This is a genomic window from Streptomyces subrutilus (genome assembly GCF_001746425.1).
GTDB classification, from domain to species: domain Bacteria; phylum Actinomycetota; class Actinomycetes; order Streptomycetales; family Streptomycetaceae; genus Streptomyces; species Streptomyces subrutilus_A.
This window is the reverse complement of sequence record NZ_MEHK01000001.1, coordinates 5,718,570-5,734,432: the sequence shown is the minus strand read 5'-3', so window position 1 is coordinate 5,734,432 and position 15,863 is coordinate 5,718,570. Positions and strand designations below refer to the sequence as shown.

Here is a 15,863-nt window from a genome sequence, read left to right as displayed (position 1 = left end):
CCGTGACCGCATCGGGATCGGCCCGGGACCGCCGGAGTGAAACCCGCGACGGGACTCTGTACGTCGAAGCGGCAACACCAGCCGAAACTCGGGGGTTTCACACGATGCATCGCTCTGCGGCGGCCCTGGTGGCCGCCTTCTCCCTGGCCGGGGCGCTCACGCTCACCGGTTGCGGCGCTTCCGGCGAGAGCCGGGACAGCGCCTCCGACAAGGCGGCGCCCGCCCAGGGCAACAAGGCCCCGGAGGGGGCGCAGGGGGCCGCGGCGGCCCCCGCGCCGGCGGAGTCCGGCGCCGCCTCCGCCGACAAGAACGGGCAGCAGCCGGTCACCGTCCGCCCGAACGTCATCCGCACGGCGACGCTCGGCATCGAGACGGACGATGTCCAGAAGACCCTGTCCGCGGCCCGTACGGCGGCCGACGGGGCGGGCGGCTACGTCGGCAACGAGTCGACCAAGCGCGGCGGGGACGGCCGGATGACCTCCACGCTCACCCTGCGGGTGCCGGGTGAGCGCTACGACGCGGTGCTCGGGGCGATGGAGGGCAGCGGCAAGCTCCTGCACCGCAAGGTCGAGGCGCAGGACGTCACGGAGAAGGTCGCCGACATCGGCAGCCGGGTGGCGTCCCAGCAGGCCAGCGTGGCCCGGGTGCGGGAGATGATGGGCAAGGCCTCCGCGCTGAGCGAGGTGGTGATGCTCGAGAGCGAGCTCAGCCGCCGCCAGTCCGACCTGGAGTCGCTGCTGGCGCAGCAGACGGCGCTCAAGGACCGGACCTCGCTGGGCACGATCACGCTGGAGGTCTCCGAGCCGCCCGCGAAGCCGGCGGCGCAGGAGGAGAACAAGGAGAAGGACCCGACCTTCCTTGGCGCCCTCAGCGGCGGCTGGGAGGTCTTCACCAAGCTGGTGCGCTACCTGACCGTGGCGGTCGGCGCGCTGCTGCCGTTCGCTCTGGCGGCCGCGCTGTCGGCGCTGGGCTACCGGCTGTACCGGAAGTTCCGCCCGGCCGCGCCGAAGACGGGCCCGGCGCCGAAGAAGGCCGCGGTCCCGGCGGCCCGGCCGGCGCCTTCGACACCGCAGTCGCCGTCGTCCTCGCCCTCACCCTCTCCTTCGGAGGGCACCTCCGAGGCCGGCGTGCGGGACTGAACGCGCGTTCGGCCGTAGCGTGTTCCCCAACCGGTGGGCGGCGGCGAAGGAGCGGTGCGGACGATGGCGGCGGCAAGGGAACGCGTGGTGGTGGTCGGCGGTGACGCGGCGGGCATGTCCGCCGCGTCACAGGCCCGGCGGCTCAAGGGCCCGGCGGAGCTGGAGATCGTCGCGTTCGAGCGCGGGCACTTCACCTCGTACTCCGCGTGCGGGATCCCGTACTGGGTCGGCGGCCTGGTCCCCGAGCGGGACGACCTGATCGCCCGCACCCCCGAGGAGCACCGGGCCCGGGACATCGACCTGCGCACCCGCACCGAGGTCGTCGAACTCGACCTGCCCGGGTCGCGGGTCCGCGCCCGCGACCTGGACACCGGATCCGAATCCTGGACTGGCTACGACAAGCTCGTCCTCGCGACCGGCGCCCGGCCGGTCCGCCCCCGCCTCCCCGGCATCGGCGCGCACGGGGTGCACGGCATCCAGACCCTGGACGACGGGCAGCGGCTGATGGACTCGCTGGAGCGGACGCAGGGCCGCCGGGCGGTCGTCGTCGGCGCGGGCTACATCGGGGTGGAGATGGCGGAGGCCCTGGTCGGGCGGGGTTACGAGGTCACCGTCCTGCACCGGGGCGAACAGCCGATGGCCACCCTGGACCCGGACATGGGCGCGCTGGTGCACCGCGCGATGAACGGCATGGGGATCCGTACGGTCTCCCGCGCCGAGGTGACCGGGATCCTCACCGACGAGGGGGGCGGGGCCCGGGCGGTGGCCACGGCGGCGGGCGAGGAGTACCCGGCGGACGTGGTCGTGCTCGGCATCGGCGTGGAGCCGCGTACGGCGCTGGCCCGCGCCGCCGGGCTGCCGCTCGGGTCCTCGGGCGGCATCCTCACGGACCTCTCGATGCGGGTCCTGGGCCACGAGGACATCTGGTCGGGCGGCGACTGCGTGGAGGTCCTGGACCTGGTCGCGGGCCGCACGCGGCACATCCCGCTGGGCACGCACGCCAACAAGCACGGCCAGGTCATCGGCTCGGGCGTGGGCGGCGGCTACGCGACCTTCCCGGGGGTGGTGGGCACGGCGGTCAGCAAGGTCTGCGAGCTGGAGATCGCGCGGACGGGCCTGCGCGAGCGGGACGCGCGGGAGGCGGGCCTGCGGTTCGTGACGGCGACGATCACCTCCACCAACACGGCGGGCTACTACCCGGGCGCGGCGGAGATGACGGTGAAGATGCTGGCGGAGCTGCGCACGGGCCGGCTGCTGGGCGTGCAGATCGTGGGCGCGGCGGGCTCGGCGAAGCGGGTGGACATCGCCGCGGTCGCCCTCACGGCGGGCATGACGGTGGAGCAGATGGTCTCCCTGGACCTGGGCTATGCCCCGCCGTTCTCCCCCGTCTGGGACCCGATCCTGGTGGCGGCCCGCAAGGCGGCCTCAGCGGTGCGGGCGGCCGGCTCCTAGGCGCCGGCCGCACCCGTCCCCGGTGGACCTTTCCGGTGGCGGCAGAGGCGGGAAGAGGGCTTCAGCGGGCCGTCGTGGTGTGGACGTAGTCCACCAGGCGGGTCAGGGCGTCCGGGTCCGTGGTCGGCAGGACGCCGTGGCCCAGGTTGAAGACGTGGCCCTCCAGGCCGGCGGCGGCCGCGAGGACCTCGTCCGCCTTGGCCTCGACGGCCTCCGGGGTGGAGAAGAGCACGGCCGGGTCCAGGTTGCCCTGGAGCGCCTTGCCCGGGCCCACCCTGCGGGCCGCCTCGTCGAGCGCGACCCGGTAGTCGACGCCCACGACGTCCGCGCCGGCCTCGCCCATCAGGCCGAGGAGCTCGCCCGTGCCCACGCCGAAGTGGATCCGCGGGACTCCGTACGAGGCGACGGACTCCAGGACCTTCGCCGACGCCGGCATCACCGAGCGGCGGTAGTCCGCGGGGGCGAGCGCCCCGACCCAGGAGTCGAAGAGCTGGACCGCGGAGGCGCCGGCCTCGATCTGGACCTTCAGGAAGGCGGAGGTGATCTCCGCGAGGCGGTCCAGCAGGTCCGCCCAGAGCTCCGGGTCCCCGTACATGAGGGCCTTGGTGTGCTCGTGGTTCTTCGAGGGGCCGCCCTCGACGAGGTAGCTCGCGAGGGTGAAGGGCGCGCCCGCGAAACCGATCAACGGCGTGGTGCCCAGTTCACCCGTGAGCATGCCGATCGCCTCGGTGACGTACGAGACGTCCTCAGGGGTGAGGTCGCGCAGCTGTGCGAGGTCCTCGCGGCGGCGGATCGGCTGGGCGACGACGGGGCCGACGCCCGGCTTGATGTCCAGGTCGATGCCGATGGCCTTGAGCGGGACCACGATGTCGGAGAAGAAGATCGCCGCGTCCACCTTGTGGCGGCGCACCGGCTGCAGCGTGATCTCGGTGACCAGGTCGGGCCGCATGCACGACTCCAGCATCTGGGTCCCCTCGCGCACCTTGCGGTACTCGGGGAGCGAGCGCCCGGCCTGCCGCATGAACCACACCGGGGTGTGCGGCACCGGCTCCCGCCGGCACGCCTTCAGGAAGGCGGAATCGTACGTCTGACTCGGCTGGCCCGTGGGGCGGTCGTTGGCGCTCACGACCCGAATCTTCGCACGTATGAAGAGTTGCCCGGCTCGGTGCGGGTGTCCTTGCGCCGTACGGGCGCCCGTTCCGCCTAGTCTTCCCCGCATGGCTGCGGCTCAGGGACGATTTTCAGATGGCGCTGACGGTATGGACAGCGCGGAGGAGAGTTCCGTCCCGCTCCCGTTCCGGCGGGCGGTCGACGGCTTGAGGACAGCGCGGCTGCGTCCTGGGATCGAGATCGACCCCACCAAGCCGCCGCGGAGACTTGCGCCGTACGCCTACGCCCTGGAGGCGGCGGTCGTGGACGGCGAGGAGGACCTCGCCGACGGCCGGCTCATCCTGCTCCACGATCCGGCCGGGCACGACGCCTGGCACGGGACCTTCCGGCTGGTGACGCTCGTACGGGCGGAGCTCGAGCCGGAGATGGCCGTGGACCCGCTCCTCCCGGAGGTGTGCTGGTCCTGGCTGACCGGGGCGCTGGAGGCGCGCGGGCTGGCGTACGGGGAGGCGAGCGGGACGGTGACCATGGCGAGCTCGCACTACTTCGGCGGCCTCGCGGAGCGGCGCCCGGCGACGCAGATCGAGATCAGAGCCTCGTGGACGCCGCGCGAGGGCGTGGGCGGGGTGCCGGACACCTCGGCGCACCTGGCGGCCTGGTGCGAGCTGCTGTGCCAGATCTCGGGGCTGCCGCCGGTGGGGCCGACCGACAGCGTCACGGGCGTGGTCTCCTTGCCACAGCGGCGCGGTCCGCACCACCCCTAGGGAGGGGGCCGTCCGGCCGACGGGCTGACCCGGACGGCACAGAACGGGTGGTCGAACCCCGCTACGGAGTATCGGAACGGGGCGTCCGTTGTGGGCTTCTGATCACCCTATGATCGATCGTGCGTCCGAATTGCCCGAATTGTTACTCACCAAATCGTGATCATTCCCTAAAGCCGGGCGGGTGACGTGCCGAAGGAGTCAGTGACCATCCGCACGGTTCGCACCGGCTTCCTTCCCCGAGCCGGCCGTCCCGCCACTCCCCCAGGAGGCCTAGGTGTCCGTTCTTCTCGAGCAGCCCGCAAGCCTGGTCGCCTACCGCCCGAACAAGCCGACGGCCATGGTCGTCGTGGCCGACCCGCGCGTCCGCTCCACCGTCACCCGCCATCTGTGGGCGCTCGGAGTACGTGACGTCATCGAGGCGTCGTCCATCGCGGAGGCCCGCCCCCGCGTCGGCAGCCCGCGCGACATCTGCGTGGCCGACGTACACCTGCCCGACGGTTCCGGTCTCACCCTGCTCTCGGAGACCCGCGCCGCGGGCTGGCCGAACGGCCTGGCCCTGTCCGCCGCCGACGACATCGGCGCCGTACGCAACGCCCTCGCGGGCGGAGTGAAGGGCTACGTCGTCACCGGCACCCGGACCAACATCGGGCTCCCCAGCCGGCCCGGCGCCGCCCCCATCGGCGCTGCCGCCGCCCGCATGCACCGCCGCCCCCCGGGTGCCCCGAGCCACCCGGGCGGCTACCGCGAGCTCTCCGGCCGCGAGGTCGAGGTCCTGCGCCTCGTCGCGGAGGGCCAGTCCAACAAGGCCATCGGCGTCTCGATGGGCCTGTCCGCCCTGACCGTCAAGTCCCACCTCGCCCGGATCGCCCGCAAGCTGGGCACCGGCGACCGGGCCGGGATGGTCGCCGTCGCACTGCGGACCGGGATCATCCACTGACTCCGCTCCGAGGCTCCCGGGCGAATGCCGGGGAAACCCCCGGAAACGTCCGCCATCCCCTCCCGCGCCCGTCGACGGATCGTTCCGGCGACGGGCGCGTCGTATCCACGGATACCCTTGACCGGTGACCGACGCCCAAGAGACCGCAGCAGACCTGCGCACCACCACCGGGGGCGGCCCCCCGGACGACGTCGTCAGTTCGTCCGATGGGCCGCCGATTCCGTTGCTGGAGCCCCGTGAGGGGATCCCCCCGGTCGTCGCCGACGCCGACGCCCTCGCCCGAGTGGTCGCGGCCTTCGCCGCGGGCACCGGCCCCGTGGCCGTCGACGCCGAGCGCGCCTCCGGCTACCGCTACGGCCAGCGCGCCTATCTGGTGCAACTGCGCCGCGAGGGCGCGGGGTCCGCGCTCATCGACCCGGTGGGCTGCCCCGACCTCTCCGCACTCGGCGAGGCCCTGTCCGAGGCCGAGTGGATCCTGCACGCCGCCACCCAGGACCTGCCGTGCCTGCGCGACATAGGCATGGTGCCCACCTCCCTGTTCGACACGGAGCTGGCCGGCCGCCTCGCCGGCTTCCCCCGGGTCGGGCTGGGCGCGATGGTCGAGAGCGTGCTCGGCTACGCGCTGGAGAAGGGCCACTCCGCCGTCGACTGGTCGACCCGCCCGCTCCCCGAGCCGTGGCTGCGCTACGCCGCCCTGGACGTGGAGCTGCTCGTCGACCTGCGGGACGCACTGGAGGAGGAGCTGGACCGGCAGGGCAAGCTGGAATGGGCCCACCAGGAGTTCGCGGCCATCGCCGCCGCACCGCCCGCGCCGCCGCGCAAGGACCCCTGGCGCCGTACGTCCGGCATGCACAAGGTGCGCCGCCGCCGGCAGATGGCGGTCGTACGCGAGCTGTGGGAGTCGCGCGACCGGATCGCCCAGCGGCGCGACGTGTCCCCCGGCAAGGTGCTGGGCGACGCCGCGATCGTCGAGGCCGCCCTGGCCCTGCCGGCCAACGCGCAGGCCCTGTCCGCCCTGCCCGGCTACGGACAGCGCATGGGCCGGCGCCAGCTGGAGCAGTGGATGGCCGCCGTGGACCGGGCCAAGGCCCTGCCCGAGAGCGAGCTGCCGCAGCCGGGGGCGACCCCGGCCGGCCCCCCTCCGCCGCGCTCCTGGGCCGACAAGGACCCGGTGGCCGCGGCCCGGCTGTCGGCGGCCCGTACGGCCGTCTCGGCCCTGGCGGAGGAGCTGAACCTGCCCCAGGAGAACCTGATCACCCCGGACACGGTCCGCAGGCTGTGCTGGGAGCCCCCGCAGCGACTCGAAGCGGATGCCGTGGCCCAGGCCCTGGCCGGCTACGGCGCCCGCCCGTGGCAGGTGGAGCAGGTCACCGCGGCCCTGGTCACGGCCCTGGCCGCGACCGCCTGACCCGCCCTTTCCCAGAGCAGACCCCCGAAGACCCCCGGCGAGCGCCGGGGGTCTTCTCGTTGCCTCTCGTTACGCGTTCATGACGCTCGGAGGCTTTTGAACATGCTCAACAATGGATAGATTCTTGAACATGATCAAAAATGGGTACGCGGCATGGGTGGACGAGTTCGAGGCCGAGCGGGAGCGCCGGGCCGCACTGGGGGACCCCGACTGGCGGCGCGGGGCGCAGCTGCCGCCCGAGCTGGTGCGCAGCATCCAGAAGTTCCAGGTCGGCGAGGACGGGGACGGTTCGGCCCTCCTCGGCAAGGCCGACCGGGCCGGCGATCCGGTGTACGCCGAGGCCGCGCGGCTGTTCGTCGCCGAGGAGCGGAACCACGCGCGGATGCTCGCCCTGCTGCTGGAGGCGGGCGGGGCCGGGACCCTGGACGGCCATTGGAGCGACGCGGTCTTCGTCAGGGTGCGCAGGCTGCTCGGGTTGCGGGTGGAGCTGCTGGTGCTGATGATCGCCGAGGTGGTGGCCCTCGCGTACTACAGGGCACTGCGCGACGGCGCCGGGGATCAGCTTGCCTCGGAGGTCGCGGGCCGGATCCTGGCGGACGAGCGGCGGCACGTGCCCTTCCACTGCCTGCGCCTGAACGAGGGCCTGTCCCGGCTCCCGCGGCCGGCCCGGCGGGCCGTGACCGCCGGGTGGCGCGGGCTGCTGTCGTGCGCCGGGCTGCTGGTCGCCGTGGACCACGGCCCGGCCCTGCGCACCGTGGGGGTGAGCCGGCGCGCCTTCGTCGCGGAGGTGTCCCGCACCTCCGCCCCGATGGCCTCGGCGATGGCCGACGGGCCGGTGGCGGTGCCCGCGACGGTGCCCGCGGCAGTGTGACCTTCGCCGCTCCTCGGGGAGGGGGTGTGCACATGGGTTACCCGCAAGTAGCATGGGCCGGGTGAGCGGGCGCTCAGCAATGCGTGCCGAGCCGCCCCCGCGCAGCAGTGCACACCCGCACCTGGAGGAGAGCCAACGTGCCTCGTACCGTCAGGGACGTCGTCTTCGTCGACGGCGTCCGCACCCCGTTCGGCAAGGCGGGCCCGAAGGGCATCTACAACGGGACCCGCGCCGACGACCTCGTCGTGAAGGCGATCCGGGAGCTGCTGCGCCGCAACCCGGACCTGGACCCCAAGAAGATCGACGAGGTCGCCATCGCCGCGACCACGCAGATCGGCGACCAGGGCCTCACGCTGGGCCGTACCGCCGGCATCCTCGCGGGCCTCCCCCAGTCCGTCCCGGGCTACTCGATCGACCGCATGTGCGCCGGCGCGCTGACCGCCGTGACCGCCGTCGCGGGCGGCGTGGCCTTCGGTGCGTACGACGTCGCCCTCGCCGGCGGTGTCGAGCACATGGGCCGCCACCCCATGGGCGAGGGCGTCGACCCGAACCCGCGCTTCGTCTCCGAGAAGCTGGTCGACGAGTCCGCCCTGTTCATGGGCATGACCGCCGAGAACCTGCACGACCGGTACCCGACGATCACCAAGCTCCGCGCCGACGAGTACGCCGTGCGCTCGCAGGAGAAGGCCGCCAAGGCGTACGCCGACGGCAAGATCCAGCAGGACCTGGTGCCGATCTCGGTGCGCAACACCAACGAGGCCGCGGGTGAGACGGGCTGGGGCCTGGTCACCACCGACGAGCCGATGCGCCCGGGTACCACCCTGGAGAACCTGGCGAACCTGAAGACCCCGTTCCGTACCCACGGCCGGGTCACCGCGGGCAACGCCGCCGGTCTCAACGACGGCGCCACCGCCGCGATCATCGCGTCCGAGGACTTCGCCCGCGAGAACAACCTCCCGGTCAAGATGCGCCTGGTCTCGTACTCCTTCGCGGGTGTCGAGCCCGAGGTCATGGGCTACGGCCCGATCCCGGCCACCGAGAAGGCCCTCGCGCAGGCCGGCCTGTCCATCGAGGACATCGGCCTGTTCGAGATCAACGAGGCCTTCGCGGTCCAGGTCCTGGCCTTCCTGGAGCACTACGGCATCGCCGACGACGACGCCCGCGTGAACCAGTACGGCGGCGCCATCGCCTTCGGCCACCCGCTGGCCTCGTCCGGCGTGCGTCTGATGACGCAGCTGGCCCGCCAGTTCGAGGAGCAGCCGCACGTGCGCTACGGCCTGACCACCATGTGCGTCGGCTTCGGCATGGGCGCCACGGTCATCTGGGAGAACCCGAACTTCAACGCCGAGGGAGACTCCAAGTGAGCACCACCGCTGAGCTCCTGAAGGGCGCGGCCGAGCTGTTCCCGGACGAGGTCGTCACGTCCGCGCACGTCCGCCACCTGGACCTGCCGTTCGGCGCCGGGCGCTTCGCGCTCATCACGCTGGACAACGGCTTCGACCACACCAAGCCGACCACCTTCGGCCCGCAGTCCCTCGCCAACCTGAACGCGGCGATCGACCAGGTCGAGCAGGAGGCCGCCGCCGGCTCCATCGTCGGCGCGGGCATCACCGGCAAACCGTTCATCTTCGCGGTCGGCGCCGACCTCAAGGGCGTCGAGCTGCTGAAGCAGCACGACGAGGCGCTCGCCATCGGCAAGGGCGGCCACGACGTCTTCAAGCGCCTGTCGGCGCTGGCGGTCCCGACCTTCGCCTACTACAACGGCGCGGCGATGGGCGGCGGTGTCGAGGTCGGCCTGCACTGCACCTACCGCACCGTCTCGAAGGCCATCCCGGCCTTCTCGCTCCCCGAGGTCTTCCTCGGCCTGGTCCCGGGCTGGGGCGGCTGCGCCATCCTCCCGAACCTGATCGGCGCGGAGCGCGCGGTCTCGGTCATCATCGAGAACTCGCTGAACCAGAACCGTCAGCTCAAGGGCAAGCAGGTCTTCGAGCTCGGCATCGCCGACGCGATCTTCGAGGGCGCCGACTTCCTGGAGCAGTCCCTCCTGTGGACCGCGAAGGTCCTGAAGGGCGACACGCAGGTCGTCCGCGCCGAGATCGACCGCGGCGAGGCCTGGGACGCGGCCGTCGCCAAGGGCCGCTTCATCGCGGACTCCAAGGTGCACGGCGCCGCCCCGGCCGCCTACCGCGCGCTGGACATCATCGCCGCGGCCAAGGACGGCGACCTCCAGGCCGGCTTCGACGCCGAGGACAAGGCCCTGGCCGACCTCATCATGGGCGGCGAGCTGCGCTCGGGCATCTACGCCTTCAACCTGGTCCAGAAGCGCGGCAAGCGCCCGGCCGGCGCCCCGGACAAGTCCCTGGCCCGTCCGGTCACCAAGGTCGGCGTCGTCGGCGCGGGCCTGATGGCCTCGCAGCTGGCGCTGCTCTTCCTGCGCCGCCTGGAGGTGCCGGTGGTCCTCACCGACATCGACCAGGAGCGGGTGGACAAGGGTGTGGGCTACGTCCACGCCGAGATCCAGAAGCTGCTCGGCAAGGGCCGCATCAACCAGGACAAGGCCAACCGCCTGACCGCCCTGGTGACCGGTGTCCTGGACAAGGCCGAGGGCTTCGCGGACGCGGACTTCATCATCGAGGCCGTGTTCGAGGAGATGTCCGTCAAGCAGAAGGTGTTCGCGGAGGTCGAGGCGGTCGCCCCGGCGCACGCGATCCTCGCCACCAACACCTCCTCGCTGTCGGTCTCGGAGATGGCCTCCAAGCTCCAGAACCCGGAGCGCGTGGTCGGCTTCCACTTCTTCAACCCGGTCGCGATCCTCCCCCTGCTGGAGATCGTCCGCGGTGAGCAGACGGACGAGGCCTCGCTGGCCACGGCCTTCGGGGTCGCCAAGAAGCTGAAGAAGACCGCGGTCCTCACCAAGGACGCCCCGGCGTTCGTCGTGAACCGCATCCTGACCCGCTTCATGGGCGAGATCCAGAACGTCATCGACGAGGGCACCCCGGTGGCCACCGCCGAGAAGGCCATCGAGCCGCTCGGCCTGCCGATGTCCCCGCTGGTGCTGCTGGAGCTCGTCGGCCCGGCCATCGGCCTGCACGTGTCCGAGACCCTGAACCGCGCCTTCCCGGAGCGCTTCACCGTCTCCCCGAACCTGGCGGCGGTCGTCAAGGCCGGCAAGCGCGGCTTCTACGTCTACGATTCCGGCAAGCCGGAGCTGGACCCCGAGGTCGCCGCCCTTCTCGTCCAGGGCGACGTGGTCCTGACGGAGGAGCAGGTCCGCGACCGCGTCCTGGACGCGGTGGCGCAGGAGATCGGCCTGATGCTGGAGGAGGGTGTCGTGGCCGAAGCCCAGGACATCGACCTCTGCCTCATCACGGGCGCCGGCTGGCCCTTCCACCTGGGCGGCATCACGCCGTACCTGGACCGTGAAGGCGTCTCGGAGCGCGTGAACGGCAAGAAGTTCCTCGCCCCCGGCGTGGCGAGCGTCCCGGCCTAGTCCGGGTCGCCGACCGGTGGCGCACGGCGTGGCCCGCCCCCTGCGGGGGGCGGGCTTCGGCCGTTCGAATATCTGTCTAAGATTCACCCCCATGACGGACACGCACGCGCGGCCCAGGCGCCGCCGACGCCGCATTCTGCGGATCACCCTGCTGCTGGTCGCCGTGCTGGTCCTGGGCGCGGCCGGGGCCGGCTGGTGGGCGTACAGCCACCTCGACGGCAACATCTCCAGCGTCGACCTGGATCAGGCGATCGGCGACAACCGGCCGCCCAAGGTGGCCGCGAACGCGCAGAACATCCTGGTGATCGGCTCCGACTCGCGGGCCGGCGCCAACGGCGACCTTGACCACGGCGACGTCGGCGGCGCCCGCTCCGACACCGCGATGCTGGTGCACATACCCGAGGGCCGGGCCAGGGCCACCGCGGTGAGCATCCCCCGCGACACCCTGGTCACCCGGCCCGAGTGCAAGGCCGAGGGCGGCAAGACCGTGCCCTCGGCGAAGCGGGTCATGTTCAACTCCGTCTACTCGCTGGCCGGTCCGGCCTGCGTGGTCAACACCGTGGAGCAGCTCTCCGGGGTCCGCGTGGACCACTTCGTCGAGGTGGACTTCGCCGGCTTCAAGGGGCTGGTCGACGCGCTGGGCGGGGTCACCGTCACCCTCGACAAGCCGATGACCGGGGCCAAGGGCGGCCTGAAGCTGGACGCGGGCACGCACCGGCTCGACGGCACGGACTCGCTGAAGTTCGTCCGTACCCGCTACGGCTACGGGGACGGCAGCGACCTCGGGCGCATCGGGCTCCAGCAGAAGTTCATGATGGCGATGCTGTCCGAGATAAAGAAGCAGGACGCCTTCGGCAACCCGGCCCGCCTGTACAAGCTCGCCGACGCCGCGACCAAGTCGCTGACCACCGACTCCGACCTCGCCTCGCTCACCGCGCTCTCCGACTTCGCGCAGAGCATGAAGGGCGTGGACCCGGAGACGATGGAGACCATCATGCTGCCGGTCGCCTACGACAAGGTGGACCCCAACCGCGTGGTCGTGGCCGAGCCGCAGGCGACCCAGCTGTGGGAAGCCCTCCGCAAGGACCAGAAGATCCCGGCCTCCGCGAAGGACTCCCCGGCGAAGGGCTGAGCTAGTACTTCGCGTCGGGGCCGACCTGGCCCAGACGGCTGTGGCGGCGTCCGTACGCGTAGTAGACGACGATGCCGATCGCCATCCAGATGCCGAAGCGCACCCAGGTCTCGGCCGGCAGGTTGAGCATCAGCCAGACCGACGCGGCGATCGACAGGATCGGCACCAGCGGCACCCACGGGGTGCGGAAGGACCGGTGCAGGTCGGGGCGGGTGCGGCGCAGGATGATCACGCCGAGCGCCACGACCACGAAGGCGAAGAGCGTGCCGATGTTCACCAGTGTCGCCAGCTCGTTGATGCTGGTGAACCCGGCGACGATCGCGATGATCACACCGAGCAGGATCGTCGGCCGGTACGGGGTGCGGTACTTGGGGTGGGTCACCGAGAAGAACCGCGGCAGCAGGCCGTCACGGCTCATCGCGAAGAACACGCGGGTCTGGCCCAGCAGCAGGATCATGCAGACCGTGGTGAGGCCCACCGCGGCGCCGAAGCTGATGATGCCTCCGTACACCGGATGCCCGGCGGCCTTGAAGGCGTCCGCCAGGGGTGCGCTCACCGACAGTTCGCTGTAGTGCTGCATGCCGGTCACCACGAGGGAGACCGCCACGTACAGCACGGTGCAGATCAGCAGCGAGCCGAGGATGCCGCGCGGCATGTCCCGCTGCGGCAGCTTGGTCTCCTCGGCGGCCGTGGCGACCACGTCGAAGCCGATGAAGGCGAAGAACACCACCGAGGCCGCGGTGAAGATGCCCATGACGCCGAAGTTGGTGGGCTCGTAGCCGAAGATCAGCTGGACCAGTGGGGCGTCGAGCCCCGCGCCGCCCTCCTGCTTCACGGCCGGCGGGATGAAGGGCTCGTAGTTGCTGCCCTTGATGAAGAACAGGCCCGCGATGATCACGATGAGCACCACGGTGACCTTGATCCCGACGACGATGGCCGTGATCCGCGCGGACAGCTTCACCCCGACCACCAGGATCGCGGTCAGCACCAGCACCAGGATGAAGGCCAGCAGGTCGAAGGTGCCGCCCGGGATGTCCGGCCCCTGCAGCGCGACCGGTAGATGGATGTTCGCGTTGTCCATGAGGGAGCGGACGTACCCGGACCAGCCGACGGCGACGACGGCGGTACCGAGGGCGAATTCCAGTACGAGGTCCCAGCCGATGATCCAGGCCGGCAGCTCGCCGATCGAGGCGTACGAGAACGTGTACGCCGAACCGGCGACGGGGACGGTCGAGGCGAACTCGGCGTAGCAGAGAGCGGCCAGCGCGCACACCACGCCCGCGGCGACGAAGGCCAGGGCGGTGGCGGGGCCGGCGGTCTCCTTGGCGACCTTGCCGGTGAGGACGAAGATGCCGGTGCCGATGATGACGCCGACGCCGAAGACGGTCAGGTCCCAGGCCGAGAGCGACTTCTTGAGCGCGTGTTCCGGCTCTTCCGTGTCCCGGATGGACTGCTCGACCGACTTGGTGCGGAAAGGACTGTTCAAATCCGTACTCACCAACGCACCTCCGAACAAGGTGACGCACGCGAACGGGCCGGGAGGCCCACCGCTTCAAGGGTGATCTCCCGGCCCGTGGCGTGCAACCGCGCGTCGATCCGGTGGCCGGTAACCGCCTAGTCGACGGTGGCGGCCGGCTCGCTGTCGTAGCGCCCGTCCAGCTTGGCCACCAGGCCGGTGACCTGCCGGGCGATGTCCGGGGCCGTCAGCCCGATTTCGGCCATGACCTCCTTGCGGGAGGCGTGGTCGAGGAAGCGCTGCGGGATGCCGAAATCGCGCAGCGGCACGTCGACGCCCGCGTCCCGCAGGGCCTGGGCGACGGCGGAGCCGACGCCGCCGGCCCGGCTGTTGTCCTCGACGGTGACGACCACGCGGTGGCGGTCGGCGAGCGGGGCCAGCGCCTCGTCCACCGGCTTGACCCAGCGGGGGTCGACGACGGTGGCGGAGATGCCCTGCCTGTCGAGGAGGTCGGCGATCTCCAGGCACATCGGGGCGAGCGCGCCGACGGAGACGAGCAGTACGTCCGGCCGGGTGACCTCCGGGGCCGGGGCGCGCAGCACGTCCATGCCGCCGATGCGGCCGACGGCCGGGACGGCCGGGCCGACGACGCCCTTGGAGAAGCGCACCACGGTCGGCGCGTCCTTGACCTGGACGGCCTCGTTGAGCTGGGCGCGCAGCTGCTCCGCGTCGCGCGGGGCGGCCAGGCGCAGGCCGGGGACGACCTGCAGGATGGACATGTCCCACATGCCGTTGTGGGAGGCGCCGTCGGTGCCGGTGACGCCGGCGCGGTCCAGGACGAAGGTGACCCCGCACTTGTGCAGGGCGACGTCCATCAGGACCTGGTCGAAGGCGCGGTTGAGGAAGGTCGCGTACACGGCGAAGACCGGGTGGGCGCCGCCGGTGGCCAGGCCCGCCGCCGAGGTGGCGCCGTGCTGCTCGGCGATGCCGACGTCGAAGATCCGGTCGGGGTAGGCGTCCGCGAACTTCTTCAGGCCCACGGGCTGGAGCATGGCCGCGGTGATCGCGACGATGTCCTTGCGCTCCTTGCCGAGCTTGACCATCTCGTCGGCGAAGACCGAGGTCCAGCTGGCGGCGTCGGTGGAGACCGGCAGGCCGGTGTCCGGGTGGATCACGCCGACCGCGTGGAAGCGGTCCGCCTCGTCCTGGACGGCCGGCTCGTAGCCGCGCCCCTTCTGGGTGAGGCAGTGCACGATGACCGGGCCGCTGAAGCGCTTGGCGCGCTGCAGGGCCGACTCGAGGGCCTCGATGTCGTGGCCGTCGATGGGGCCGATGTACTTCAGCCCCAGGTCCTCGAACATGCCCTGCGGGGCGATGAAGTCCTTGAGGCCCTTCTTGGCCCCGTGCAGGGTCTCGTAGAGCGGCCTGCCGACGACCGGTGTGCGCTCCAGGAGGTCCTTGCCGCGGGCCAGGAAGCGCTCGTAGCCGTCCGTGGTGCGCAGGGTCGCCAGGTGGTTCGCGAGGCCGCCGATGGTGGGGCCGTAGGAGCGCTCGTTGTCGTTGACGACGATGACCAGGGGGCGGTCCTTGGCGGCGGCGATGTTGTTCAGCGCCTCCCAGGCCATGCCACCGGTCAGCGCGCCGTCGCCGATGACGGCGGCGACGTGGTGGTCCTCGCGGCCGAGCACCTCGTTGGCCTTGGCGATGCCGTCGGCCCAGCCCAGCACGGTGGAGGCGTGCGAGTTCTCGATCACGTCGTGCTCGGACTCGGCGCGCGAGGGATAGCCGGACAGGCCGCCCTTGGTGCGCAGGCCGGCGAAGTCCTGGCGGCCGGTGAGCAGCTTGTGGACGTAGGCCTGGTGGCCGGTGTCGAAGAGGACCTTGTCCTTGGGCGAGTCGAAGACCCGGTGCAGGGCGATCGTCAGTTCGACCACCCCGAGGTTGGGGCCGAGGTGCCCGCCGGTCTTGGAGACGGCGTCGACGAGGAAGGACCTGATCTCGGCGGCGAGCTGTTCGAGCTCCTCCTGGCTGAGCCGGTCCAGATCGCGCGGTCCCTTGATGCGGGTCAGCAGCACCCGTGCCTCCTTGCAGTTGCTTGCTGGTC

At 71.8% G+C, this 15,863-nt stretch carries 12 protein-coding genes; 9 read left to right on the top strand and 3 right to left on the bottom strand.

Features of this window, described 5'->3' with window-relative positions; genetic code table 11:
- The first annotated feature begins 104 nt into the window (after positions 1-104).
- Together BGK67_RS26640 and BGK67_RS26635 are read left to right on the top strand one after the other, a co-directional pair.
- Complete coding sequence (locus tag BGK67_RS26640; RefSeq protein ID WP_069922449.1) at positions 105-1,139, top strand: DUF4349 domain-containing protein; 1,035 nt, start codon at positions 105-107, stop codon at positions 1,137-1,139.
- Positions 1,140-1,202: 63 nt separating this feature from the next.
- Complete coding sequence (locus BGK67_RS26635) at positions 1,203-2,591, top strand: FAD-dependent oxidoreductase (RefSeq protein ID WP_069922448.1); 1,389 nt, start codon at positions 1,203-1,205, stop codon at positions 2,589-2,591.
- Between the two features lie 61 nt (positions 2,592-2,652).
- Here the strand turns inward: BGK67_RS26635 and hemE are convergent, their stop codons facing one another.
- Positions 2,653-3,717: a uroporphyrinogen decarboxylase gene (gene hemE / locus BGK67_RS26630; RefSeq protein WP_069922447.1), complete on the bottom strand. Its 1,065-nt coding sequence runs from the start codon at positions 3,715-3,717 to the stop codon at positions 2,653-2,655.
- Positions 3,718-3,808: 91 nt separating this feature from the next.
- Here hemE and BGK67_RS26625 point away from each other — a divergent pair, with 91 nt between their 5' ends.
- The 7 genes from BGK67_RS26625 to BGK67_RS26595 all read left to right on the top strand — a co-directional run bounded on the left by BGK67_RS26625 (position 3,809) and on the right by BGK67_RS26595 (position 12,303).
- Complete coding sequence (locus tag BGK67_RS26625) at positions 3,809-4,465, top strand: DUF3000 domain-containing protein (protein WP_069922446.1); 657 nt, start codon at positions 3,809-3,811, stop codon at positions 4,463-4,465.
- A gap of 274 nt (positions 4,466-4,739) precedes the next feature.
- Complete coding sequence (locus tag BGK67_RS26620; protein WP_069922445.1) at positions 4,740-5,402, top strand: helix-turn-helix transcriptional regulator; 663 nt, start codon at positions 4,740-4,742, stop codon at positions 5,400-5,402.
- Positions 5,403-5,526: 124 nt separating this feature from the next.
- A complete protein-coding gene (locus BGK67_RS26615; RefSeq protein ID WP_069922444.1) occupies positions 5,527-6,810 on the top strand; it encodes an HRDC domain-containing protein in 1,284 nt (427 codons plus the stop codon).
- A gap of 130 nt (positions 6,811-6,940) precedes the next feature.
- Entirely contained in the window at positions 6,941-7,681 is a 741-nt protein-coding gene (locus BGK67_RS26610) for a ferritin-like domain-containing protein (RefSeq protein ID WP_069922443.1), read from the top strand.
- Positions 7,682-7,818: 137 nt separating this feature from the next.
- Positions 7,819-9,045 carry a thiolase family protein gene (locus BGK67_RS26605; protein WP_069922442.1) on the top strand — a complete coding sequence of 409 codons (1,227 nt, stop codon included), beginning with the start codon at positions 7,819-7,821 and terminating at the stop codon, positions 9,043-9,045.
- Complete coding sequence (locus BGK67_RS26600; RefSeq protein ID WP_069922441.1) at positions 9,042-11,171, top strand: 3-hydroxyacyl-CoA dehydrogenase NAD-binding domain-containing protein; 2,130 nt, start codon at positions 9,042-9,044, stop codon at positions 11,169-11,171. Before BGK67_RS26605 ends, BGK67_RS26600 begins: the two co-directional genes overlap by 4 nt.
- A gap of 91 nt (positions 11,172-11,262) precedes the next feature.
- Positions 11,263-12,303, top strand: a complete 1,041-nt coding sequence (locus BGK67_RS26595; protein ID WP_069922440.1) for an LCP family protein — start codon at positions 11,263-11,265, stop codon at positions 12,301-12,303.
- Position 12,304: 1 nt separating this feature from the next.
- Here BGK67_RS26595 and BGK67_RS26590 read toward each other — a convergent pair whose 3' ends face one another.
- Both BGK67_RS26590 and dxs read right to left on the bottom strand, forming a co-directional pair.
- On the bottom strand, positions 12,305-13,801 hold the full coding sequence (locus tag BGK67_RS26590; protein ID WP_069922439.1) for an amino acid permease: 1,497 nt from the start codon (positions 13,799-13,801) through the stop codon (positions 12,305-12,307).
- A 116-nt stretch (positions 13,802-13,917) separates the two neighbouring features.
- Positions 13,918-15,834 carry a 1-deoxy-D-xylulose-5-phosphate synthase gene (dxs, locus tag BGK67_RS26585; protein WP_069922438.1) on the bottom strand — a complete coding sequence of 639 codons (1,917 nt, stop codon included), beginning with the start codon at positions 15,832-15,834 and terminating at the stop codon, positions 13,918-13,920.
- Positions 15,835-15,863 lie beyond the last annotated feature (29 nt).

Excerpts from the sequence above, each read along its gene's own strand:
- BGK67_RS26635 (WP_069922448.1), top strand. The coding sequence starts at position 1,203 with ATGGCGGCGGCAAGGGAACGCGTGGTGGTGGTCGGCGGTGACGCGGCG.
- BGK67_RS26640 (WP_069922449.1), top strand. The coding sequence starts at position 105 with ATGCATCGCTCTGCGGCGGCCCTGGTGGCCGCCTTCTCCCTGGCCGGG.
- BGK67_RS26595 (WP_069922440.1), top strand. The coding sequence starts at position 11,263 with ATGACGGACACGCACGCGCGGCCCAGGCGCCGCCGACGCCGCATTCTG.
- BGK67_RS26610 (WP_069922443.1), top strand. The coding sequence starts at position 6,941 with ATGATCAAAAATGGGTACGCGGCATGGGTGGACGAGTTCGAGGCCGAG.
- BGK67_RS26625 (WP_069922446.1), top strand. The coding sequence starts at position 3,809 with ATGGCTGCGGCTCAGGGACGATTTTCAGATGGCGCTGACGGTATGGAC.